Origin of the sequence: Halomonas sp. KM-1 (genome assembly GCF_000246875.1) — a bacterium.
Taxonomy (GTDB): domain Bacteria; phylum Pseudomonadota; class Gammaproteobacteria; order Pseudomonadales; family Halomonadaceae; genus Halomonas; species Halomonas aerodenitrificans.
On the sequence record NZ_BAEU01000110.1, the window covers coordinates 35,148 to 55,931 of the forward strand.

A 20,784-nucleotide genomic window follows, 5' to 3' on the forward strand; every position below is an offset into this window, starting at 1 on the left:
AAGGAAATGAGAATCATATCTAATTGATATGTTATTTCGTTACATTTTATGGAGGCACCATGAAGAAAGGCATTCATCCCGACTACGGCTACGTAGTGTTTCGCGATACCAGCTGCGGTGCGACCTTTCGTGTCCGCTCCACCTGCAAGTCGGACAAGACCATCGTATGGGAGGACGGGGAAACCTACCCGCTCGTCGATCTCGATGTCTCCAGTGCTTCGCATCCGTTCTATACCGGGGAGCAGCGCCGGGTTTCCGCCGAGGGGCGTGTGGCACGCTTCCAGCAGCGCTTCGGTAAGATTTCCACGCCTCGATCCTCAGACTCGAGGTAGGAAGTTTCAGGAAAGCCAAGGCGGAAAGCAGGGCAGATAAAGCCCGCACCTCTTGACGTCAGGTGCCCGAAGTTTCTACCAGTTCTGCCACCAGCAGCTCGGCGAAGCGCTGTGCCGAGGGCAGGGCGCCAAAGCTCCAGACAGGGGGGAGCGTGATCATGCTGCCGTCACGCACGCTGGGCTGGTGCTGCCAGAGCGCGCTGGCGGCGAGCTTCTCTTCAATGCCGACGGGGTAGGGTTGCACCACAACCAAACGTGCCTCCAGGTGGAGCAGGGCCTCGAGTCCGACCAGCGAAAAGCCCCAGGCGTTGGTCTCGCCCCGCCAGGCGTTTTCCAGTCCCAGGCGGTCCAACACGGCCTGGAACAGGCCGTGCTCACCGAAGACCCGCACATGTCGCTCGTCCATGAACTGTACGACCAGCAAAGGCGGCATTTCCTCCGGGAGGGTCTGGCGTAGCGTCTCGAAGCGGGCTTCGGTGGCGGCAATCAACGCTTCGGCTTCATCCTGGCGACTGTAAGCTGCGCCAAGCTCACGGGTCAGAAGGAGGATCTGGCTCCAGGTATCCACCTGGGGTGTGTAGAGCTCTTTGGTATCGACCGCGCCGATCCTCTCGAGTCGAGGCGCCAATCGGCTGAACATCGGGGAGATGAGGATGTTCACAGGGGCTAGGTGGGCCAGCAGTTCGACATTGGGCTGAGAGCGAAGCCCGATGTCTGAGACGTCGCTTGGCAGCCTGGGCTCGCCGACCCAGCTGTGATAGTCCTCTACCTGAGCCACCGCTTCGGGAGGTTCGCTAAGGGCGACCAGAGTTTCGGCCAGCGTCCAGTCGAGAGTGGCAACGCGTGTATTGTCGCCGGCCACTGCCGGGGCGGCTGCCAACCATAGCCAACCCAGCCATAGCCAGCTGAGCATTCCGGCCAGGCATCGAGAGTGTATCCTGCGGCGAAAACCGCAAAGCAGCATTACGGGCATGACATGACTCGAGCCGAGGTCATGAGTGCAGCGTGCCCTCTTTGGGGAGCACCGCATGCCAGGCTTCCACGCGTGCAAAAGCGGCGGGCGTCACTCATGCCGGTGTTTCCTCCCTAATGGTTCCCCGCGCTGCGGTTCCCCCCAGGGCCGGTACGCAAACCAGTCTCCCGGTGTTGGGGGCGCGCATCACTGCGGCGTCGAGGCCGAAGACCTGTTTCAGGTTGGCGGCGGTGAAGACGTCGTCGGGAGAGCCGCGATGCTCCACGCGTCCGGCACGCATCATCACCAGCACGTCGGCATAAGCGGCGGCCAGATTGAGATCGTGGAGGACCACCAGCAGGGTACGGCTACGCTCGTGGGCCAGCCGTACCAGCAGCTCCAGCAGGTCGACCTGCACCTTGAGATCGAGAAATGTGGTCGGCTCGTCGAGCAGGATGAGGTCGGTCTCCTGGGCCAGCACCATGGCGATCCAGCAGCGCTGACGCTGACCGCCGGAGAGGGCATCCACGGGGCGTTCGGCGAACTCGGTCACTTGTGCGAGAGACATGGCCTCGCTTACCGCTCGTTCGTCCTCCTGCGACCACTGGCGCCAGATCCTCTGGTAGGGAAAGCGTCCCATACCGACCAGCTCGCGTACCTTCAAACCTTCCGGTGCGCTGGGGCTCTGGGGCAGGATGCCTAGCCTCTGGGCCACCTCGCGGGTGCGATGATGATGAATATCGTGCCCATCGAGCAGAACACGGCCTCGCAGAGGTGTCAGCGTCCGGGCCAGCGTCTTGAGCAGCGTGGACTTGCCGCTGCCGTTGGGTCCCAGCAGCACCGTGAGGCGGCCCTCGGCGACACGAAAGTCCACGCTCTCGAGCACCAGACGATTCTCGTAGCCGACGCTTAGGTTCTCGCTGCACAGGCGGTGGGTGGGCATTCAGGAATCGTATCCTTTACGATAATGGTTTGCATTAAAAGGCGTAAGTGTGTCACTTTCGCCGCCTTCGTGTCTATTCAGCTTCGAGTGCTTTCCGTGAGGCCATCTCTGCCCATGAGGCCATCTCTGTGTGTCCTGCTGTTGGGCCTACTGGCCCTTTTGCCAGCTGCAGGTGTCGGTGCCCAGGAATCGCAGGAAGAGCGCCCAGTGCGCATCGTGACGCTCTACCAGGGCGCCACCGACAGCGCCCTGGCCCTAGGGCTCGAGCCGGTGGGCGTGGTCGAGTCGTGGTTGGAGCGCCCCATGTATCGCTACCTGCGTGAAGAGCTGCCCGAGCGGGTACGCTATCTGGGGCTGGAAACCCAGCCGGACCTGGAAGCGCTGGCGGGGCTCGCGCCCGAGCTGGTGGTCGGGGTTGGCTACCGCCATGCCGGCCTCTATCCGCTGCTCTCGCGCATTGCGCCGACGCTGATTGCCGATACCGCTCACGACTTCGAGGCGCTGCTCGAACTGATGGGCGAGGCCACCGGTCGCGAGGTTGAAGCGCAGGTGCTGCTGGCCGAGTGGCGGGGCCGGGTTGCCGATTTTCGCTGTCGTGCCGAGGCACAACTGGGCGATGCCTGGCCGCAGCGGGTTTCGGTGGCCAACTTTCGCAGCGATCACGCACGTTTGTACTACGACGGCTTTGCTCGCCACATCCTCGATCAACTGGGCTTCCTGAGGCCATCAGGACAGTGGCGCAGCGGCTGGGGCGTCAAGCTGGTAAGCCGTGAGAGCCTGCCGGCCATGGACGCCGATGCCATTTTCGTTTTCATGCGCGACGAGCCGGCGGTAGCCGAACTGCACCGAGAGTGGACATCTCACCCGCTGTGGCAGCGCCTGGAAGCGGTTCAGGCGGGGCGTGTCTACTACGTCGACCCGGTGATCTGGAACATGGGGGCAGGCATCCTCGCTGCCCATCGCTTGCTGGATGAACTCTATGAACACTATGGTTTCGTCGACGAGCGGCAGACGGGGGAGGGCGGAGCGTGCTGAGTACACCTGCGTCGCGCTGGATTGGCCTGTCGCTGGTGGCGATGGTGGCGCTTCTTGCCGCCCTGGGCAGCCTGCTGCTCGGCGCCACCGAGATTGCCCCGGGCAGTCTCATCGATGCCTTCGTAGCGCCCGATCCGGGCTCGATGGAGCACCTCATTCTGCGCACCGAGCGCCTGCCGAGGGCGCTGATCGCGAGCGTGGTTGGTGCCAGCCTGGCGGTAGCCGGTGCTCTGACGCAGACGTTGACGCGCAATGCCTTGGCAGCGCCGAGCATACTCGGCATCAATGCCGGAGCGATGTGTTTCGTGGTGATAGCGAGCAGTTTTTTTGCGTTGCGCTCGCCACTGGCACTGGTGTGGGTGGCCTTCTTCGGGGCTTTGATGGCGGCGTTGCTGGTTGCGTTGCTGGGGCGTGAGCGGAGTGGCGGTCTTTCGCCGTTGCGGACGGTACTGGGTGGCGTGGCGGTCACGGCGCTGTTCGTTTCGCTTGCCCAGGGCCTGCTGATCGTCGATCAGGACGGCTTCGAAAGCCTGCTGCTATGGCTGGCCGGCTCGGTGGCGGGGCGCGGTCTGGATGTCTTGATGCCACTGCTACCGTTCTTCCTGGTCACGGCCGTGCTCTGCGCACTGATGGTGCGTCAGCTCAATCTATTGATCCTCGACGACGAAGTTGCCAAGGGGCTGGGCCAACGTACCGGCTGGGTCAGGCTGCTGGCTGGCGTGGCGGTGATCGTGCTGGCCGGTGGCTCGGTGGCACTGGCTGGCTTGATCGGCTTCGTGGGCTTGATCGTGCCGCACATGGTGCGCGCACTGTTCGGTCGCGACCATCGCTGGGTGCTGCCCGGCTGCGCCTTGCTCGGTGGCGGCCTGCTGCTCGCTGCCGACACCCTGGCACGTTTGCTGATGCCGCCTCAGGAGGTACCGGTGGGGGTGATGACGGCGCTGCTCGGCACGCCGTTCTTCCTCTATCTCGCCAGGCGTCGGAGCTTCGCACCATGAATGCTGCCGTCGTGATGCGCCTTGCCCGCGGGCGCCTGTCGCTACGTGTCGAGCACCGCACCCTGGTCGTGACGTTGCTGCTCGCCCTGGCTCTCGCCGCCAGCGCATTGACTTCGCTGAGCCTCGGCAGTCAGGCGACGTCGCCTGGGGCGGTGCTGGAGGCGCTGCTTTATCCCGCCCGCAGCGACATCGCTCTGATCGTGCATGAGATTCGTCTGCCGCGGGTCGTGTTGGCGGTGCTCGTCGGTGCGTGCCTGGGGGTGGCCGGCCTGTTGTTGCAGGGGCTGGTGCGCAATCCCTTGGCGTCACCCGATGTGATCGGCATCACCGGTGGTGCGGCATTGGCGGCGGTGAGCTTCCTGGCGCTGGGCGGAGCGGTATTGGGCGAGGCCTGGCTGCCCTGGGTGGCGCTGGCAGGTGCGCTGACGGTGACGCTGGTGATTCTTGCTCTCAGCGGGCGCGGCGTGACGCCCACCCGCCTGGTGCTGATCGGCATCGGCCTGGCTGCTGCACTCGGCGCGGGTACCACCCTGGTGCTGGTGCTTGCCACCGATACCACGGCCATGCAGGCCTATGTGTGGCTTACCGGCAGCCTCTATGCCGCTCAGTGGCGCAGCGTGGCGGGGCTGGCGCCCTGGGCGCTGGTGGGTTTGCCGCTGGCCCTGGTGCTGGCGCGGCGTCTGGATGCGTTGGCGCTGGGGGACGAACTGGCCACTGGGTTGGGGGCGTCGGTGCGGCGTACCCGGCTGGCGCTGCTGCTGCTGGTCGTGGCACTGGCCGGAGCGGCGGTAGCGTTCGCCGGCGGATTGAGCTTCGTCGGCCTGCTCGCACCGCATATCGCCCGCCGGCTGGTGGCGTCCCGCCATACCGGCCTAGTGCCGGCCACGGCGCTGATTGGCGCACTGATCGTGCTGCTCGCCGACCTGCTGGGACGTATCGCTTTCCTGCCGCGGGACCTGCCGGCAGGGATCTTCGTCGCTGGCATCGGTGCCCCATTCTTCGTCTACCTGCTCTACCGCTGGCGTTAAAAAAAGCGGCGCCCACAGGCGCCGTCAAGCAGTAAGCCAGGCCCGGAAGGGCGAGGATTCAGAAGTCCAGTTGATAGCCGATGGTGAAGGTGCGGCCGCGGCCGGCGAAGTAATATTCGTCGCTGGCTCGTGCCGACTGCGAGTAGTAGGTGATGTACTGCTTGTCGGTCAGGTTCTCGACGCCGAAGGAGAGCCTGCCGGCAGGCAGACGGTAGCCCAGCGATGCATCGATCAGGCCGTAGCCGTCGAATTCGAGCGCCGGATCATCTACGCTGCGGTCGAAATAGTAGCTGGCCTGCAGGTGCGAGGTAAGGCGATCGTTCCAGGCCGCGCTCCAGCCAAAGCGCAGCGTATCCGGCGCAATATTGATTCCCGTCAGTTTGGTATCGACACGACCGTCGCCACTAGTGTCCGATTTACCTTCGGCATGAGTGTACGAAAGGCTCAGGTCGTGGGCGTCTCCGAGTCGCATTTCACCGGTGATTTCCACGCCCTGGATCTCGGTGCGCTCGCGGCTGCCGACAAAGACACCGCTTTCATCGGTGAGACGCTCGCCATAATCGGAGTCGGACTCGTAGTAGCTCAGTTCGAGGCCGTAGCGCCCCCAGTCGAAGCGTGCGCCGATTTCGCGGTTGTCTGTGACGATTGGCTGCAACTGCAGCAGTGAGTCGATATCCCGTCCGGGAGTATCGATACCTCGTAACACCCGCCCTACATCTGGCATACCGAAACCCTGGGAATAGTTGGCATAGAGCTGAGCCCAGGCGGTGGCTTGGTAGACCACTCCCAGGTTGTACAGGGTCTCGTTGAAGGTGGGTGTGCCACCGGCCACGCTGACGTTGTCTTGCATGACGTTGCTGCGGTCGATGGTCGAAAAGTCGTCGACATTGAGCTCGGCATATTCGTAGCGTGCCCCGCCGTGCAGACTTAGGGAGTCCGTCAGGCTGAGGTCGCCTTGTACGAAGGCCGCGTAGTTGCGAAACCGGGTTTCCGGGACGTAGGTGCGGCCGGTATGCGCCAGCATCTGGCGCGTCTCGTCCTGCAGTATGTCGATGCCGGTGGTCAGTTTTAGACGCTCCTCCAGCAGGCCGTCACGACTCATGGTGAACTTGGCGCCCAGCTTATCCGATTCGTTACGAGTCTGGTCGTAGTGGGAATCACCGGCGGCATCTAGGTAGGGGAAGAAGGGCGTGGTAGCGAATTGGGCCCGAAAACGCTGACGATAGAGCTGGGCATTGAGTGCATTGCCATGCCAGTCGTCGTGTGAATAGGCGAGGTTAGCCATGCTGACCCGATTGTAGCCGGGATCGCCTACTGGGGTACCCCGCCGTGCCGTGGTGGGAATGCCCGCCGCTCGATCACCGACCACGGGGACGTAGTCGTCGCCTTCCTCTAGGTCGAAATGCTTGAGTGATATCTCGATATTCTGGTTGTCGTCGATCCAGTAGCCGAGCTTGCCGAACAGGTCATGGCTGATGGAGTTTTGCAGCTCCCCTGGGTAGGCCATACCCACGATCTCGTCGTTGCCGTCAAAAAAGACGCCGCGCTGTTGGCGGCTAATGGCGCCCAGGTATTCCCAGGCGCCGCTATGGCCGCTCAGCCGGTAGTCGAGCTTGTAGCCGAAGCCCTCGGACTCGAAGTTGTCGTCACTGGTCAGGCTGACTCCTGCATGCTGGTTGATCCCCTCTCCGCTGCCGCGCCGGGTGACGAAGTTGATGATGCCACCGGTGGCGCCCAGGCCATGCTCGGCGCTGGCACCGTGGATCACTTCGATGCGCTCGACCATCGCCAAGTCGATGGTGTAGCTGTCTCGAGCACCATCGCGCAGCGGGGTTGACTGCGGCACTCCATCGACCAGGAACAACGGCGACCGACCGCGGAAGGTCTCGCCGGTATTGGAGAGCTTCTGACGGCTCGGCGAGTAGGATGGAATCAGGTTGCTCAGTACCTGGCCGGGGTCCTGGGTTATGGCCAACTGCTGCTCGATCTGCTCGCGGGTGATGACGGTGACCTTCTGGGGCGTTTCTCCTGCCTGGCTGCGGTTGCGGGTCGCGGTTACCACCACGGGCGAAAGATCGGGCGAAGTGGCGGCTTCGTCAGAGGTCTGGGCAATGGCCAGTCCGGGCAGGGTGGAACCGAGTATCGCGGGTGCCAGCCAGGCGATAGGTGTCTTGTGGGTCATGGGGTCATTCCCTTGCTTACTGATGGGCTTTTTTACGTCACCGCGGCGGAGAGAACAGTCTGTTCGTCAAGGCTGCCAACGATAATGGTTTGCATTTTATTTATCAAATGATTTGAAATGATCTATGATGTAAATTTACATTCGACACTCAGTATTATCTGGATGCGCGTGCCAACCGCTGATTCCCACTCTGTTCTGTCATAGCCTCCGAGAGGTCGCTTCCATGTCCCATACTCGCCCTCCTTCTCAGCCGAATGCACTGGCTCAGGCGGTGCGTCTTTCACTTGGGCTCACGTTAGGGGGTGCGCTGTCAGGCGTGGTGCCTCAGGCGTTTGCCGAGCAAGCTCTCAAGGCCGAAACCCTGGTGGTGGTCGGCACGGCGCTGAAGACCGATACGCCGGCGTTGGAAACGCCACGGTCCGTTTCATTGGTGACGGAGGAGGAGCTCGGGACCCGCGCCGTCACGAAGTACGACGAAGCCTTGCGCTATCGCAGTGGGGTGCTGGCCGGCCATTATGGGCGTGATACCAAGGCCGACTGGTTCTTTCTGCGCGGTTTCAGCGGCGAGAACTCCACCTATCAGGACGGCCTGCGCCTCTTTCGTGAAGGGGGCTATTTCTGGTGGCAGACCGAGCCCTTCGGTTTGGAGCGAATCGAGGTGCTCAAGGGGCCGGCCTCGATCCTCTATGGTGAGGCGCCCCCTGGCGGGGTGATCAACGCCATCAGCAAGCGACCCACTGAGGATGCGCGCGGCCTGCTGTCGCTGCAAGGCGGCAACAAGGGCCATCGTCAACTTGGTATCGACAGCTCCGGCCCGGTGGGTGAGCGTGACGACGTGCGCTACCGCATGGTCGGGCTGTTCCGAGAAGGGGACGGCGACATCGACGGAACCGACAACCAGCGGGTCTACCTCGCGCCCAGTCTCGAGGTCGACCTGAGCGACAGGACGTCCATCACGCTTCTCGGCAGCTACATGCGCGACCATGGCACGCCGACCAACGGTTTCTATCTGCCTTACGGAACGCTCGAAAACACACCGTTCGGTCGCGTTCCGCGTGGCACCAACCTGGGCGAGCCGGGCTACGATCGACGTGAGGTGACCCAGCTGTCATTGGGGTACGAACTCGAGCACGAAGTCAGCGATACCTGGCGTTTCCAGCAGAACCTGCGCTACAGCGAGTTCGACATGCTGCTACGAGGGGCCTACCTGTTCTGGATGCTGGACGACAGACAGGGGGCGCGTGGTCTGACCTATCGCGACGGTAGCTACGATGCCTTTACCGTCGACAACCGGATGGTGGCCAACTGGTACACCGAGAGCACCGAAAATACGCTGCTGGTGGGTCTCGACTACCAGAAATTCGATGTCGAATACGGCAACGGCGACAACTTTGCTTTCGCTCCGATCGACATCTTTGCCCCTCGATACGGCAACTTCACGCCGGCGAACATTCACACTCGGCACGAAGAGGGCAAGGAGCAGCTTGGCTTCTACGTGCAGAATCAGTTGACGCTGCAGGATCGCTGGATCCTTCTGGCCGGACTGCGGCGCGATAGCGTCGACGTGACCAATCGAGCAGAAGGCAGTGCCGATCAGGACTTCAGTGACTCCCAGCTCTCCTTTACGGGTGGTGTCATGTACCTGGGCGATCATGGCCTGTCACCCTACCTTAGCTATAGCGAATCCTTCAGTCCTCTGGTCGGCAGCGACCCGGGTGGCAACGCCTACGTGCCCAGCGAGGGGGAGCAGTGGGAGCTGGGCGTGAAGTATGCGCCGAACTGGCTAGACGGCTACGTCAATGCCGCCGTGTTCGATCTCAAGGAGAGCAACACCCTTTATACCAGCGGGGAGGCCAGTTCCAGGCAGGGTGGCGAGCGCCGTTCCCGCGGCTTCGAACTCGAGGGTGTCGGCTATGTCACCGACCAACTGCAGCTAACCGCGGCGTATACCTATACCGACACCCGCGTCGATATCAGTCCTGAGGCGACGAATCTGCGTGCCGGCCTGATCCCTCGCCACCAAGCTTCGCTGTGGCTCGACTACGGTTTCGATTCGGAAATGCTGGCGGGTCTCAGCATCGGCGGTGGGGTGCGCTATGTGGGCGACAGCGTTGACCTGCCGCAATACAGCGACACCGAAGTCCCGTCCTACACGCTCTATGATGCCAAGCTGAGCTACGACCTCGACGAGAGCTGGACTGCGCAGCTCAACGTCAACAATCTCACCAACGAAGAGTACGTCAGCGGCTGCGACTACTGGTGCTTCTATGGCGAATCGCGCAGCGTGATCGGCAGCCTCACCTATCGCTGGTGATGCGTCATGGTCTTGAGCAAGACACCCGGTCGCTGGGCCGGGTGTCTGCGTTTGGGTTGGACTGCATCAAGGGTCAGAACGCGTAGCTCAGCGTGCCGAGCACGCCGCGCTCGGCGCCGAAGTAGCAGAACTCGAGCGAGTTGCACGAGGCGACGTACTCTTCGTTGGTGAGATTGGTGACGTTGAGGCGTGCGCTCATGCCGTCGAGGCCGAGACCACCGAGATCGTAGCCTAGGGTCGCGTCGACCAGCGTGTATGCCGGCACCCGGGCAGTGTTGGCGCGATCAGCCTGGATATCGGCGTAATGACGTACCCCGAATCCGGCATCGAGTCCTGCCAGCGTACCGTTCTGGAAGACGTAATGACCCCATAGGCTGGCCTGGTGACGCGGTGCATAGATGGCGCGATTGCCCTCATTGCCGTCGTCGCTGCGCTTGTAGGTGATGTCGGTATAGCTGTAGGCCACCTGCAGCCTCAGGCTGTCGGTCAGATGGGTGTACGCCTCGAGCTCGAGCCCCTTGGATTCGATCTCGCCCACGGCGCGATAGGGATCGATGGGCTGCTCCTTAGTGGCTACGTTCTCCTGGTTGATCTGAAACAGCGCTGCGCTGTAGCGATCCCGGGTTCCCGCCGGCTGATACTTCAGGCCGGTCTCGACCTGCCTGCCCTCCATTGGCGGGAGCAGGTCGCCCTCGGCATCGACGAAGCTGGTCGGCGTGAAGGCGGTAGAGTAGCTGAGGTAGGGGGCCATGCCGTTGTCGAACAGGTAGAGCAGGCCGGCACGGCCGCTGAACTGGGTGTCGTCGAGTTCGCTGGTGTCGTTGCTGTCGAGGTTGGTATTGGTGATGTCCACCCAGTCGTAGCGTCCGCCGAGCGTCAGCCGCCAGTTGCCCAGGGCCATTTGATCCTGCAGGTAGATGCCGGTCTGGCGGAGTTCATGGTCCTCACGCGTGGGGGCGTACATGGCGATCGGCCCGGCGCCGTATTGGGGGTCGAAGGCATCGACATTGGGGAACATGCCGGAGGGCCACTCAACGCGATTGTCGCGCCGTTGATAGTCGGCGCCGACCAGCACGGTATGGTCGATGAAGCCGGTGGACAGGCTGGCTTCGAGCTGGTTGTCGAGGGTCCAGGCTTCCAGGGATTCATCTGCGCCCGAGTAGTAGCGGATCAGCTCGCTGTCGCTGCCGGGCATCCAGCCGTAGGCATAGACCTGATTCAGCGTCACGTCGGCGTTGAGATAATTCAGCCGCTGACGTCCTGTCCAAGCCTCGTTGAAGCGGTGCTCGAGTTCGTAGCCCAGCAGTCGTTGGGTGCGCTGGTACTTGTCGTACTCGTCTTCTCCCTCGAAGAAATTATTGGATATGCGTCGGCCGCCGCGGTCCACCACGGTACCTTCATAGGGCAGGCCAGCATGATAGCCCCCCTCGGGATCCTGCTGTAGGTAGGCCTTGAGCGTCAGGCTGGTAGCGTCGTTGAGGTCCCAGGTCAGTGAGGGTGAGATGGCATAGCGTTCCTCTTCCACTGGGCCGAACTGGGTGTCGGCGGCCCTGGCCAGGCCGACGAGTCGGTAGGCGACGCGCTGCTGCTCGCCCAGTGGTCCCGTCAGATCGAAGGCGACGCTGCGCTGGGCGTTGTTGCCTGTGGATAGGCGCACTTCGCCACCCTGCTCGAACTGCGGGCGCTTGCTGGTGAGAGCGACGACGCCTCCCGGCGAAGCCTGACCATAGAGTACTGATGCAGGCCCGCGCACGATCTCGATGCTGTCGAGAAACCACGGGTCGATGGTCATCGAGCTATGTGAGTTGGTATCCCCCATCAGCTTGAGTCCATCGAGGAAGGTATTGCTCAGGCTGCCGTCGGAGAAGCCGCGCAGCACCAAGTAGTCGAAGCGGTTGGAGGCGCCGATCTGGTTGGTAAAAACGCCTGGAGTGTAGTCCAGAGCGCGCTGCACGGTTTGGGCGCCGCGGCTTTCCCACTCTTCGCGCTCGATGGTGGAAGTCGACTGTGGCGTTTCGACGAACGGCGTCTCGGTCTTGGTCGCAGCCTGCCCGGTAATGGTCATGGCCTCCAGGGTTTCTGTCTGTGCCTCCTCGGGCCGTTGGGCTTGGGCATGGCTGGCGACGAGGGCAGACACGAGTGCAATGCTCAGTGCCAGTGGGCGAGGTGTCGGCATGGTGGTTCCTCTGCGGAATGTCATCTCGTGGGGTAATGAGAATTATTCCTCGCCCAGGATGTTGTCGTCCTCTGTCGCATGCTCAGTTTTCTCTGCGCGTCGCTCAACCTGCACCGCGCAGAGAACTTGGTGGGTAACCGTAGCGTTGGCGGAAGGCCGTGGTGAAGTTGTTGGCATGCCGATAGCCAGCACACTGAGCGGCGCGCTCGATACCGTGGCCTTGCAGCAATAGTTCGCGGGCGAGTTCGAGACGCCGTTCGCGCAGAAAATCGAAGACGGAGCAGCCGTATACCGCCTGGAACTTGCGACGCAGAGTGGCGGGGCTCATGGCGGCCAGTTCGGCCAGCGCTGACAGGCTGTGCGAGCGTGCCGGGCAGCTTTGCAACTGTTCGCGGACACGCTCCAGGCGCTGCCACTCCCCGGGAGAAAGCCGGGCGGAGGATGCGTCCAGCTCTGGTGGCAGGCCGTGGGCCAACAGCTGAAGCGCCAGACCTTGCCATTGTAGGCGTGCAGCTGTAGCGGAAAGTGGGGAATCCAGAGCCTGCTCCAGCTGTTGTCTCAGGCCTGGGGGTAATTGCCAGCAGTGCAGGCTCGAGCCTGGCCTAAGCGACTTGCCGCCCAGTGTTGCGGCCAGGCGCGGCGCATCCAGTGCCAGGGTCAGGGCGCGGATGCGCTGGTTGGGAAGCTGCATCGCCTGAAGGCCGTTGCGTTCGTCCAGGCGCACGCTGAGGGCCATGCCGGTGGTGAACGCAAGGCGCTGCTCACCTAGACCGATCTTCGCCCTTCCTTCCAGCATGACGATGATCGACAGCGGGGCAGGGCGGTGCGAGCAGGAGTCGTAGCGCTGCAGCACTTCGATGTCCGAGGCCACCAACTGCATGCCGGTCGCCGGGGCAAGCTCGAGGATGCGTCCGCGAAGTACGGCCTGCCCAGCCGCAGCCGGAGGTTGCGTGGGAAAACGGTAGTCGATCCCGTAGCGCTCCCCATAGGTCCGGAGGTCGCGGGAGGTGTGCTGGCAGACGGCGGTGGCCAACGTCATGCCATCGATCCGCATATGATGCAGAGATTGGCTGGGTGGTGGTTGCCATGGCAAGCCGAGGCAGCGATAGCGGCATGAATATGCAATGGCATGGGCGCGACAGTGCCAGTCCTGATGTGGGGGGGATGGATGAGGGCAGTATAGCGTTTGTCCTTACAATCTCAATGATAAGCATTATTATTTATCTGCGATGATGAGCAAGCGATGCGTCGATTTCATTGATAACGGTTATCATTTATGGCATCGTCTTGGCCTGTTCACAGGGCGGATTGCCTGTTCAACGAGTTTCTTGCCGGGAGTCAAATCGTGAGACCGTTTCGCCATCCATGCCTCTGGGGGGCAATACTCTGGCTGGGTTTGGCCGCCTCGGCGTCCGCCGACCCCGAGCTGTACCAGGAGTCGCGTGAGGCCCAGCGTAGCCAGGCCGAGCTTCAGGCGAGCATCGACGCCGCAGATGACGAAGCCCGTGCCATGCTTGAGGAGCTGCGCGAGCTCGAGCGTGCCGAGCGTCGTCTGACGCGGGAGAACGCCGAACTCGCACCGCGCAACGAGCGCTTGGCCGAGACACTGGATCGCCGTGAGGCGGCACTCGATACCTTGGCGGAAACCCGCGAGGCCTTGCCCGTGCTGCAGGAGCGCTTGATCGAGCGACTCGAGCAGTGGGTCGATGGCGACATGCCGTTCCTGCGCGAAGAGCGGCTGGCGCGGGTCGCCAGCCTGCGCTCCCAGGGCGACGAGCTCTCCAGCGCCGAGCGTTGGGAGCGGATCGTCTCTGCGTGGCGTGCCGAGCTGGATTACGGCCGTGAGGTCGATGCCTGGCGCGGTTATCTCGGCGAGGGCGACTCGCGCCGCGAGGTGGATTACCTGCGTCTTGGGCGCGTGGGCTTCTATTACCTGACTCCTGACGGCCGCGCAGGCCGAGTCTGGCGTGCCGACAGCGGCAGTTGGGCACCGCTCGATGAGGCTGAGCGTCGAGAAGTGCGCAATGGTCTGCGCATCGCCCGGGATCGCCGTTCGCCTGAGCTGCTCACGCTGCCGATCACGCAGCCGGTCGAACAGAGTCGGGAGGATGACGCATGAAGGCGCTGCGCTATTCGGTTTCTCTCACGGCGGGGTTGCTTATCGCCATTTTTCTGACAGCCCCGGTCATGGCTCAGTCCGAGCCGCTGACTACCCTGCGCGCCGAGCGTGAAGCCGCCGAAGCCCGGGACCGGGCGCGACTGGCCGAGCTTCTCGAGGACCGCAGCGCCCTGCAGGCCGCCCTTGAGGAGGCGCGTGCTGCCCACGATCAGGCGGAAGCTCGCCACGCCGAGCTGCAGGCCGAGGCCCAGGTGCTGGGCGAGCGACAGGCCGAGCTCGAAGCCCGCCAGCAGGAGCAGGGCAACGATCTCGAAGCCGTGCTGGCCTCGCTTGCCCGCCACAGCGGCGAGCTGCGTGACGATCTGGCCGATAGCTGGTTGACGGTAGGGGGCGCGGCGTTGCCGCCGCGGCTCGACGATGCCGAGGTTCTCGAGCTCGAGCACCTCGAAGTGTTCGCCGACCGTCTGGTGGCGCTGACCGCCGATACCGCTCGAGTGGTCCGCTTCGAGGCGCCGGTGGCGTCGGTCAGCGGTGAGCTTGCGCCAAGAGATGTGGTGCGACTGGGGGATTTTGCTGCCTTCACCGAGGGAGAGTTGTTGCGTCGTGGCGCCGATGGCCAGACGCTGTCGGTGATCGAGCGCACGCCGCGGGAAGTGGCTACCAGCCTGGCAGCTTTTCATGGCGGAGAGTCGCGCTTGCTGGCGCTCGATCCTACCCGTGGGCAGGTCATCTCGGCGTTGGCCCAACGTCCGAGCCTGATCGAGCGTTTCCACCAGGGTGGAGCAGTCGGCTACGTGGTGGTGGGGCTCGGCGCTCTCGGCCTGCTGGTCGCGCTGCTTCAGTACGCCTACCTGTTGCGGGTGACGCTGGCCATGCGTCGCCAGCTGCGTGACCTCACCACGCTGCGCGAGGACAACCCGCTCGGCCGCGTGCTGCAGCGCTTCCGTGCGCTGCACGACGATCCCGTGCCGGAAGCGCTGGAGGCTCGCCTCGACGAAGCGGTGCTAGCCGAGCTGCCGCGCCTGGAGCGTGGCCAGCCGTTGGTCAAATTGCTGGCGGCGGTGGCGCCGCTGCTGGGATTACTTGGCACCGTCACCGGCATGATCGTCACCTTCCAGGCCATCACCGTGTTCGGCACCGGCGACCCGCAACTGATGGCGGGCGGTATCAGCCAGGCACTGGTGACGACAGTGCTGGGGCTGATCACCGCCGTGCCGCTGCTGTTTGCATACACCGCCCTTGCCGGTCGCAGCCGCCATCTGGCGGGTCTGGTCGAGGGGCAGGCCAGTGCGGCCCTGGCCGAGCAGCTCGAACATCGCCCGCAAGGGCCCGATGGCGTCACCGGGAGCGCGCGTCGCGATGCCGCCTTGGCTTGAGATAGGGGGCCTTGAGCCGTTGGAGCGCCTGGTCGAGGCCGGCGGCTCGGTGCTGGTGGTGATTGCCCTGGTAGCGATGGTGCTGTTCAGCCTGGCGTTGGAGCGGGTGTGGTATTTCCGCCTCACCTATCGCCGGGCCAGGCGTGCCCTTATCGCACGCTGGGCGGCGCGTCAGGATCACCTGAGCTGGAGTGCCCTGACCCTGCGCGAGGTCTGGGCGCGCGAGCTGATCGGACGGCTGCGGCGTCCGCTGCCGTGGCTCAAGCTGCTGGTGGCGCTGTGCCCGCTGCTCGGTTTGCTGGGCACCGTGACCGGTATGATCGCCGTGTTCGACAGCCTGGCGATGACCGATACCAGTCAGGCCCGCGCCATGGCCGATGGCGTGGCCCGCGCAACCCTGCCGACTTTGACCGGCATGGCCGTGGCGGTAGTGGGGCTGCTGTTCACCAGCCGCCTCGAGCAGATCATTCGACGCGAGGACCAGCGGCTGCACGACCGCCTGGCCCGCGCCGTGGAGGATACCGATGCGTAGACGCCGAGTTGGCGCCGATGACAGCGAGGCCAGCGAGGTCAACCTGACCCCGATGCTGGACGTTGTCTTCATCATGCTGATCTTCTTCATCGTCACCACCAGCTTCATCAAGGAGAGCGGAGTGGAGATCGAGCGACCCGAATCCAGCGCCGCCACGCCGCGACCCGATGCACAGGTGATGGTAGCCATCACACCCGAAGGGGCGGTATGGGTCGATGGTCGTGCCGTCGACCTGCACCGCGTGGGTAACGAGGTGGCTGGGTTGGTGAGCGAAGACGGCTCGGTGGTGATCCAGGCCGATCGCGACTCCACCACCGGGCTGCTGATCGAAGTGATGGACCGCATTCGCGAGGCCGGCGTGGAGCAGGTGGCCGTCGCCGCCAGCCGGAGTCGGTCGTGACGCGCATCCCTTTTTCTTCGCTGGGCGGCGTGGCGCTGGCGCTGCTGCTGTTCTGGCTGCTGGCGCTGCTGGTGACACCTCCGGAGGAGGAGTTCGACGTGGTCGACGTCAGCATGACCATGAGCATGGTCGAGGCGCCGGAGCCGGTGCAGGAGGAGACGGTCGAGTCCAGTGCCGAGCCGCCGCCCCCGCAGGTAGAGGCCACTCCACCGCCGCAGCCGGAGCCGCTGCCGCCACTGGAGAGCTCGATTGCCATGCCGGAGCCGGAGTTGCCGCCAGAGCCGCAGGAGACGGTGGAACTCGACACCACCCTGCCCGAGCTTGCCGAGGTGCAGCCTGAACCGCCGCCTGAGCCGAGGCCGGAGCCGCGACCCGAGCCGGCGCCACAGCCGGCTCCCGAACCAGCACCTGCTCCGAGCCCGCCTGCGGCAGCGCCCAGTGCTGCGCAGGAGGGGCCGACCACCGAGCAGGCGGCGCCTGCCGAGTCGGGCCCGGTGGATGTGGGTGAAATAGCGCCGACCAGCCGCGTGCCGCCGGAATATCCATCCCGCGCCCAGCGTCGAGGGTTGGAAGGGCATGTGGAGTTGCAGTTCCTGATCCGTCCCGACGGTAGCGTCGATCGTTCGTCCATTCGTGTGGTCGAGTCGCAGCCGCGTAACGTCTTCGATTCTGCCGCCGAGCAGGCCGTGGCGCGCTGGCAGTTCGAGCCGGCTAGCGGCGTGCGTCGGGCGCGGCAACGTCTCGAGTTCCAACTGAGGTGAGGCCATGAGGATGCGCGCTGCAATTCGCCTGATCGCCTGTGCCGGCCTGCTGCTGACCGCTGTTGCCCATGCCGATGCGCCGGCACTTCCAGGCGACGTCATCGCTGACTTGGAACAGCTCCAGCGTCAGCTGCAGCAGGGTGAGCATGACAGAGTCGCCGAGCGCGCACGCTCGCAGGCCCAGCGTTTGGAAGGCGGCAATGCCGCCGACCGCTGGGCCGGTGCGCTGTACCGCCAACTGGCGGCGGGGGCCGAAGCCGATATGGGGCGCAGCGAATCTGCTGCCGATCAGCTGCGTCAGGCACGCCGGGTGCAGGAGGCGCCGACGCGTCAGCGTGATCGCTGGCTGCGCGAAGAGGCCCGCCTGCGTCTGGCGGCAGGGCAGACCGAAGAGGCAGTGGCGCTGTGGCTCGACTGGCATGAACGCCACGACGGCAGTACCGATGACAGCTGGCGCCTGGCCCGTGCTCTGGCAGAGTTGGAGCGTTGGGAAGATGCCGCGGGTTGGGTCGAGCGTGCGCTGGCGGACGACCCCGCTCCCGATGAGCGACGTCAGATGCTGGCTGCCAGCGTGTTCCAGCACGCCGGGCGCGGCGAAGAGGCCCTGGCAAGGCTGGAGACTGCCCTGGGGGCCGAGGCTCCGCCCGAGGCCTGGCGACGGGCGACGGCACTGGCTCAGGGGTTGGGCGATACCCAGCGCGCTGCGGCCATCTGGGAAGCCGGCTGGCGCCTGGGGGTGTTGCGCAACGAGGCGGACCTGCGTCAGCGCATCGAATTGCATCTGATCGCTGGTACACCGGCCCGAGCCGCGGAACATCTCGAAGCGGCGTTGGACGATGAGGCGCTGCCCGATACCCTGGATAACCGGCGCCTGCTGGCTCGCGCCTGGGAGCAGGCCCGCGATCGAGAACGGGCGCTCGCGGCCTGGCGCGAGGTGGCACAGCGCAGCGAGAAAGGCGATGACTGGCAGCGCCTGGCGCTGCTGGCCAATGGCTGGGGGCGGCTCGAGCTGGCGCAGGAGGCTATGCAGCAAGCCCAGCGCCGTGGGGCGGAAGTCGATCCGCACTGGCTCTCGACTCGCTAGCAAGCCGAGAGCCAGTGGGTCAGGAACGGCTCAGAGTTCGAATTCGGTCCACACCGGGGCGTGGTCGGAAGGGCGCTCCATGCCGCGCAGGTCGTAGTCGATGCCAGCATCGCGCACGCGCTCGGAGAGCGGTGCCGTGACCAGGATATAGTCGATGCGCAGGCCGCGCCTGGGCTCGCGTTCGAAACCGCGGGAGCGATAGTCGAACCAACTGAAGCGGTCGTCCACCTCTGGATAACGCACCCGATAGCTGTCGCTGAGTCCCCACGCCTTGAGCGTTCCGAGCCACTCCCGCTCTATGGGCTGGAAGCTGGTCTTGCCTTCGCGCAGCCAGCGCTTGCGGTTGTCCTCGCCAATGCCGATGTCGATGTCCTCGGGTGAGATGTTGAAATCCCCCATCACCACCAGCCGCTCGTCGGGGCGATGCCGCTCCTGCAGCAGCGCGATCAGCTGTGCGTAGAACTCGCGCTTGTTGGGAAACTTGGTGGGATGATCGACGTTCTCGCCCTGAGGGAAGTAGCCGTTCCACACGGTCAGCGCCTCGCCGTCGGCGGTGCGCAGACGCACACCGATCAGACGGCGCTGGGACTCCTCGCCGTCGCCGGGCAGGCCGAAGAAGACCTCTTCCGGCCCGTTTGGGCAGAGCGTCTTGTGGCACATGAGCGCAACGCCGTAGTGGCCCTTCTGGCCGTGGTAGTGGACGTGATAGCCCATCGCCTCGACCGCCTCGCGGGGAAACTCGTCGTCATGCACCTTGGTTTCCTGCAGGCCGATCACCAGCGGCTGGTGGGCTTCGATCAGCGCCTCGAGCTGGTGCAGCCGGGCGCGCAGGCCGTTGATGTTGAACGAGACAAGGCGTGTCACTCGTCATGCTCCTCGCGAGTCGTTGCACTCTGTTCTGAGGCGGGGGTGGGGTGGATGGCGATGCTGGCGCCCTGTTCCTGGCGGGCCAGCTTGCGTGCCGCCTGCAGCTTGCGCTGCTGGCGCTTCTTCTGGGTGAAACGGCGCGACGAGGTCACCTGGTCGGGGTTTTCGTGGCGCCACTTCTTGTAGTCCTTGCGCTTGCCGGTGCGGATGGTCACCTTGTCGGCCAGCGAGCGGGTCTTTTTGCGGCGTGTCATTGGCCGGACTCCTAATCTTCAAGAGCTGCATGAGTGGGCATTCTACCAGTCCGATGCAAGAGGCGCGCCCTCCTCGCCATAGGCTGGTACAATATGCGGCTGTACGAAGTTCACCCCATTGCTACGGACAAGACATACAGCCTATGAGCGAGTCGGAACAGACCACAGCCCCGGCCGAGAACCGCAAGCCCAAGCGTCGTCGTCGCAAGCCGCGCCGCAGCCAGTCCAACTGGGACCTGCGCCAGTTTCAGGTGCCTGCCGTGGCGGGCAAGTGGCGCTTTCACGACTTCGATCTACCGCTGCCGCTGATGCGCGCCATCCACGCCCTGGGCTTCGAGTACTGCACGCCGATCCAGGCCGAAGCGCTGGCCCACACCCTGCTGGGTGGCGATGTGGTGGGCAAGGCCCAGACCGGCACCGGCAAGACCGCTGCCTTCCTGATCTCGATCCTGGCCTACTTCCTCGAGGAAGAGGTGCCGAATGGGCAGAAGCCCGGTGCGCCGCGTGCGCTGATCGTGGCACCGACCCGTGAGCTGGCGCTGCAGATCGAGAAGGACGCCAAGGCCCTGGCGCGCTTCACCGATCTCAACGTGGCCAGCGTGGTCGGCGGCATGGACTACCAGAAACAGCGCGAGCACCTGGGCAAGAAGCTCGACCTCCTGGTCGCCACGCCCGGTCGTCTGCTCGACTTCCACGAGAAGCGCGACGTCGATCTCACCCAGGTCGAGATCCTGGTGCTCGACGAGGCCGATCGCATGCTGTCGATGGGCTTCATTCCCGACGTCAAACGCATCATTCGCCATACGCCGAAGAAGGAAGAGCGTCAGACTTTCCTCTTCTCGGCCACCTTCTCCGAAGACATCCTCAACCTGGCCAGCCAGTGGACCCATCAGCCGACCCACGTCGAGATCGAGGTCACGGTAGACAACAAGGCCAACATCGATCAGCGCGTCTACATGGTCAGTGATGACGACAAGCAGCGCCTGCTGATCAACCTGCTCAAGCAAGAGAGCTTCGACCGGGTGATGGTGTTCGGTAACCGTCGCGATCTGGTTCGCAAGCTAGAGAGTCTGCTCAAGAAGGCCGACATCAACGTGGCCATGCTCTCCGGCGACGTGCCGCAGAATCAGCGCATCAAGACCCTGGAGCGCTTCCGCGAGGGCGAGGTGCAGGTGCTGGTGGCCACCGACGTGGCCGGCCGCGGCATCCACATCGAGGATGTCAGCCACGTGATCAACTACACCCTGCCGGAGGATCCGGAGGATTACGTCCACCGCATCGGCCGTACCGGCCGTGCCGGGGCCACCGGGGTGTCGATCAGCTTCGTCGGCGAGGAGGACGCCTTCTCGCTGCCGGAAATCGAGCGCTACATCCAGGACAAGCTGCCCTGCGAGCACCCGCCCGAGGGGCTGTTGTAACGGCATGCTGTCT

At 64.2% G+C, this 20,784-nt stretch carries 19 protein-coding genes; 12 read left to right on the forward strand and 7 right to left on the reverse strand.

Features of this window, described 5'->3' with window-relative positions; all coding sequences use genetic code 11:
* The first annotated feature begins 59 nt into the window (after window positions 1–59).
* A complete protein-coding gene (locus B8115_RS11795) occupies window positions 60–332 on the forward strand; it encodes a type B 50S ribosomal protein L31 (RefSeq protein ID WP_010628005.1) in 273 nt (90 codons plus the stop codon).
* A 58-nt stretch (window positions 333–390) separates the two neighbouring features.
* On the opposite strand, the gene B8115_RS11800 is transcribed toward B8115_RS11795, so the two are convergent.
* Window positions 391–1,305, reverse strand: a complete 915-nt coding sequence (locus B8115_RS11800) for an ABC transporter substrate-binding protein (RefSeq protein WP_238539215.1) — start codon at window positions 1,303–1,305, stop codon at window positions 391–393.
* A gap of 94 nt (window positions 1,306–1,399) precedes the next feature.
* The gene (locus tag B8115_RS11805) at window positions 1,400–2,227 is read right to left on the reverse strand and encodes an ABC transporter ATP-binding protein (protein ID WP_010628007.1); all 828 of its coding nucleotides are present in this window, start codon (window positions 2,225–2,227) and stop codon (window positions 1,400–1,402) included.
* A gap of 207 nt (window positions 2,228–2,434) precedes the next feature.
* Between B8115_RS11805 and B8115_RS11810 the strand changes: the two genes are divergently transcribed.
* From B8115_RS11810 to B8115_RS11820, 3 genes are read left to right on the forward strand one after another with little or no spacing between them, the layout of a single operon-like run.
* Window positions 2,435–3,262 (forward strand): ABC transporter substrate-binding protein, encoded by an 828-nt coding sequence (locus tag B8115_RS11810; RefSeq protein ID WP_010628008.1) that lies wholly within the window; start codon window positions 2,435–2,437, stop codon window positions 3,260–3,262.
* Window positions 3,256–4,260: an iron ABC transporter permease gene (locus tag B8115_RS11815; protein ID WP_010628009.1), complete on the forward strand. Its 1,005-nt coding sequence runs from the start codon at window positions 3,256–3,258 to the stop codon at window positions 4,258–4,260. The genes B8115_RS11810 and B8115_RS11815 overlap by 7 nt, the downstream gene beginning before the upstream one ends.
* Window positions 4,257–5,288 (forward strand): iron ABC transporter permease, encoded by a 1,032-nt coding sequence (locus tag B8115_RS11820; RefSeq protein ID WP_010628010.1) that lies wholly within the window; start codon window positions 4,257–4,259, stop codon window positions 5,286–5,288. The genes B8115_RS11815 and B8115_RS11820 overlap by 4 nt, the downstream gene beginning before the upstream one ends.
* Window positions 5,289–5,346: 58 nt before the next feature.
* Here B8115_RS11820 and B8115_RS11825 read toward each other — a convergent pair whose 3' ends face one another.
* Complete coding sequence (locus B8115_RS11825) at window positions 5,347–7,470, reverse strand: TonB-dependent receptor (protein ID WP_010628011.1); 2,124 nt, start codon at window positions 7,468–7,470, stop codon at window positions 5,347–5,349.
* Between the two features lie 223 nt (window positions 7,471–7,693).
* On the opposite strand from B8115_RS11825, the gene B8115_RS11830 reads away from it, so the two are divergent.
* Complete coding sequence (locus B8115_RS11830; RefSeq protein ID WP_026038070.1) at window positions 7,694–9,784, forward strand: TonB-dependent siderophore receptor; 2,091 nt, start codon at window positions 7,694–7,696, stop codon at window positions 9,782–9,784.
* 73 nt (window positions 9,785–9,857) lie between these two features.
* On the opposite strand, the gene B8115_RS11835 is transcribed toward B8115_RS11830, so the two are convergent.
* Both B8115_RS11835 and B8115_RS11840 read right to left on the reverse strand, forming a co-directional pair.
* Complete coding sequence (locus tag B8115_RS11835; RefSeq protein ID WP_010628013.1) at window positions 9,858–11,960, reverse strand: TonB-dependent siderophore receptor; 2,103 nt, start codon at window positions 11,958–11,960, stop codon at window positions 9,858–9,860.
* Between the two features lie 103 nt (window positions 11,961–12,063).
* On the reverse strand, window positions 12,064–12,999 hold the full coding sequence (locus tag B8115_RS11840; protein WP_010628014.1) for an AraC family transcriptional regulator: 936 nt from the start codon (window positions 12,997–12,999) through the stop codon (window positions 12,064–12,066).
* A gap of 306 nt (window positions 13,000–13,305) precedes the next feature.
* On the opposite strand from B8115_RS11840, the gene B8115_RS11845 reads away from it, so the two are divergent.
* From B8115_RS11845 to B8115_RS11870, 6 genes are read left to right on the forward strand one after another with little or no spacing between them, the layout of a single operon-like run.
* Window positions 13,306–14,079 (forward strand): DUF3450 domain-containing protein, encoded by a 774-nt coding sequence (locus tag B8115_RS11845; protein ID WP_234255493.1) that lies wholly within the window; start codon window positions 13,306–13,308, stop codon window positions 14,077–14,079.
* The gene (locus B8115_RS11850; RefSeq protein ID WP_010628016.1) at window positions 14,076–15,455 is read left to right on the forward strand and encodes a MotA/TolQ/ExbB proton channel family protein; all 1,380 of its coding nucleotides are present in this window, start codon (window positions 14,076–14,078) and stop codon (window positions 15,453–15,455) included. The genes B8115_RS11845 and B8115_RS11850 overlap by 4 nt, the downstream gene beginning before the upstream one ends.
* Window positions 15,439–15,987 carry a MotA/TolQ/ExbB proton channel family protein gene (locus tag B8115_RS11855; RefSeq protein WP_035590926.1) on the forward strand — a complete coding sequence of 183 codons (549 nt, stop codon included), beginning with the start codon at window positions 15,439–15,441 and terminating at the stop codon, window positions 15,985–15,987. Before B8115_RS11850 ends, B8115_RS11855 begins: the two co-directional genes overlap by 17 nt.
* Entirely contained in the window at window positions 15,980–16,387 is a 408-nt protein-coding gene (locus B8115_RS11860) for a biopolymer transporter ExbD (RefSeq protein ID WP_010628018.1), read from the forward strand. Before B8115_RS11855 ends, B8115_RS11860 begins: the two co-directional genes overlap by 8 nt.
* Window positions 16,384–17,148, forward strand: coding sequence for an energy transducer TonB (locus B8115_RS11865; protein WP_010628019.1), 765 nt, complete (start codon window positions 16,384–16,386; stop codon window positions 17,146–17,148). The genes B8115_RS11860 and B8115_RS11865 overlap by 4 nt, the downstream gene beginning before the upstream one ends.
* 4 nt (window positions 17,149–17,152) lie before the next feature.
* On the forward strand, window positions 17,153–18,232 hold the full coding sequence (locus B8115_RS11870; protein WP_026038073.1) for a hypothetical protein: 1,080 nt from the start codon (window positions 17,153–17,155) through the stop codon (window positions 18,230–18,232).
* 30 nt (window positions 18,233–18,262) lie between these two features.
* Here the strand turns inward: B8115_RS11870 and xthA are convergent, their stop codons facing one another.
* Entirely contained in the window at window positions 18,263–19,096 is an 834-nt protein-coding gene (xthA, locus tag B8115_RS11875) for an exodeoxyribonuclease III (protein ID WP_010628021.1), read from the reverse strand.
* Window positions 19,093–19,353, reverse strand: coding sequence for a hypothetical protein (locus B8115_RS11880; RefSeq protein WP_010628022.1), 261 nt, complete (start codon window positions 19,351–19,353; stop codon window positions 19,093–19,095). Before B8115_RS11880 ends, xthA begins: the two co-directional genes overlap by 4 nt.
* A gap of 143 nt (window positions 19,354–19,496) precedes the next feature.
* Here B8115_RS11880 and rhlB point away from each other — a divergent pair, with 143 nt between their 5' ends.
* Window positions 19,497–20,771 carry an ATP-dependent RNA helicase RhlB gene (rhlB, locus tag B8115_RS11885; RefSeq protein ID WP_010628023.1) on the forward strand — a complete coding sequence of 425 codons (1,275 nt, stop codon included), beginning with the start codon at window positions 19,497–19,499 and terminating at the stop codon, window positions 20,769–20,771.
* The last annotated feature ends 13 nt before the right edge of the window (window positions 20,772–20,784 follow it).

Coding starts and splice junctions, on each gene's coding strand:
- B8115_RS11850 (WP_010628016.1), top strand. CDS start 14,076: ATGAAGGCGCTGCGCTATTCGGTTTCTCTCACGGCGGGGTTGCTTATC.
- B8115_RS11825 (WP_010628011.1), bottom strand. CDS start 7,470: ATGACCCACAAGACACCTATCGCCTGGCTGGCACCCGCGATACTCGGT.
- B8115_RS11800 (WP_238539215.1), bottom strand. CDS start 1,305: ATGCCCGTAATGCTGCTTTGCGGTTTTCGCCGCAGGATACACTCTCGA.
- rhlB (WP_010628023.1), top strand. CDS start 19,497: ATGAGCGAGTCGGAACAGACCACAGCCCCGGCCGAGAACCGCAAGCCC.
- B8115_RS11860 (WP_010628018.1), top strand. CDS start 15,980: ATGCGTAGACGCCGAGTTGGCGCCGATGACAGCGAGGCCAGCGAGGTC.
- B8115_RS11835 (WP_010628013.1), bottom strand. CDS start 11,960: ATGCCGACACCTCGCCCACTGGCACTGAGCATTGCACTCGTGTCTGCC.
- B8115_RS11855 (WP_035590926.1), top strand. CDS start 15,439: ATGCCGCCTTGGCTTGAGATAGGGGGCCTTGAGCCGTTGGAGCGCCTG.
- B8115_RS11870 (WP_026038073.1), top strand. CDS start 17,153: ATGAGGATGCGCGCTGCAATTCGCCTGATCGCCTGTGCCGGCCTGCTG.
- B8115_RS11820 (WP_010628010.1), top strand. CDS start 4,257: ATGAATGCTGCCGTCGTGATGCGCCTTGCCCGCGGGCGCCTGTCGCTA.
- B8115_RS11795 (WP_010628005.1), top strand. CDS start 60: ATGAAGAAAGGCATTCATCCCGACTACGGCTACGTAGTGTTTCGCGAT.
- B8115_RS11840 (WP_010628014.1), bottom strand. CDS start 12,999: ATGACGTTGGCCACCGCCGTCTGCCAGCACACCTCCCGCGACCTCCGG.
- B8115_RS11830 (WP_026038070.1), top strand. CDS start 7,694: ATGTCCCATACTCGCCCTCCTTCTCAGCCGAATGCACTGGCTCAGGCG.
- B8115_RS11880 (WP_010628022.1), bottom strand. CDS start 19,353: ATGACACGCCGCAAAAAGACCCGCTCGCTGGCCGACAAGGTGACCATC.
- B8115_RS11805 (WP_010628007.1), bottom strand. CDS start 2,227: ATGCCCACCCACCGCCTGTGCAGCGAGAACCTAAGCGTCGGCTACGAG.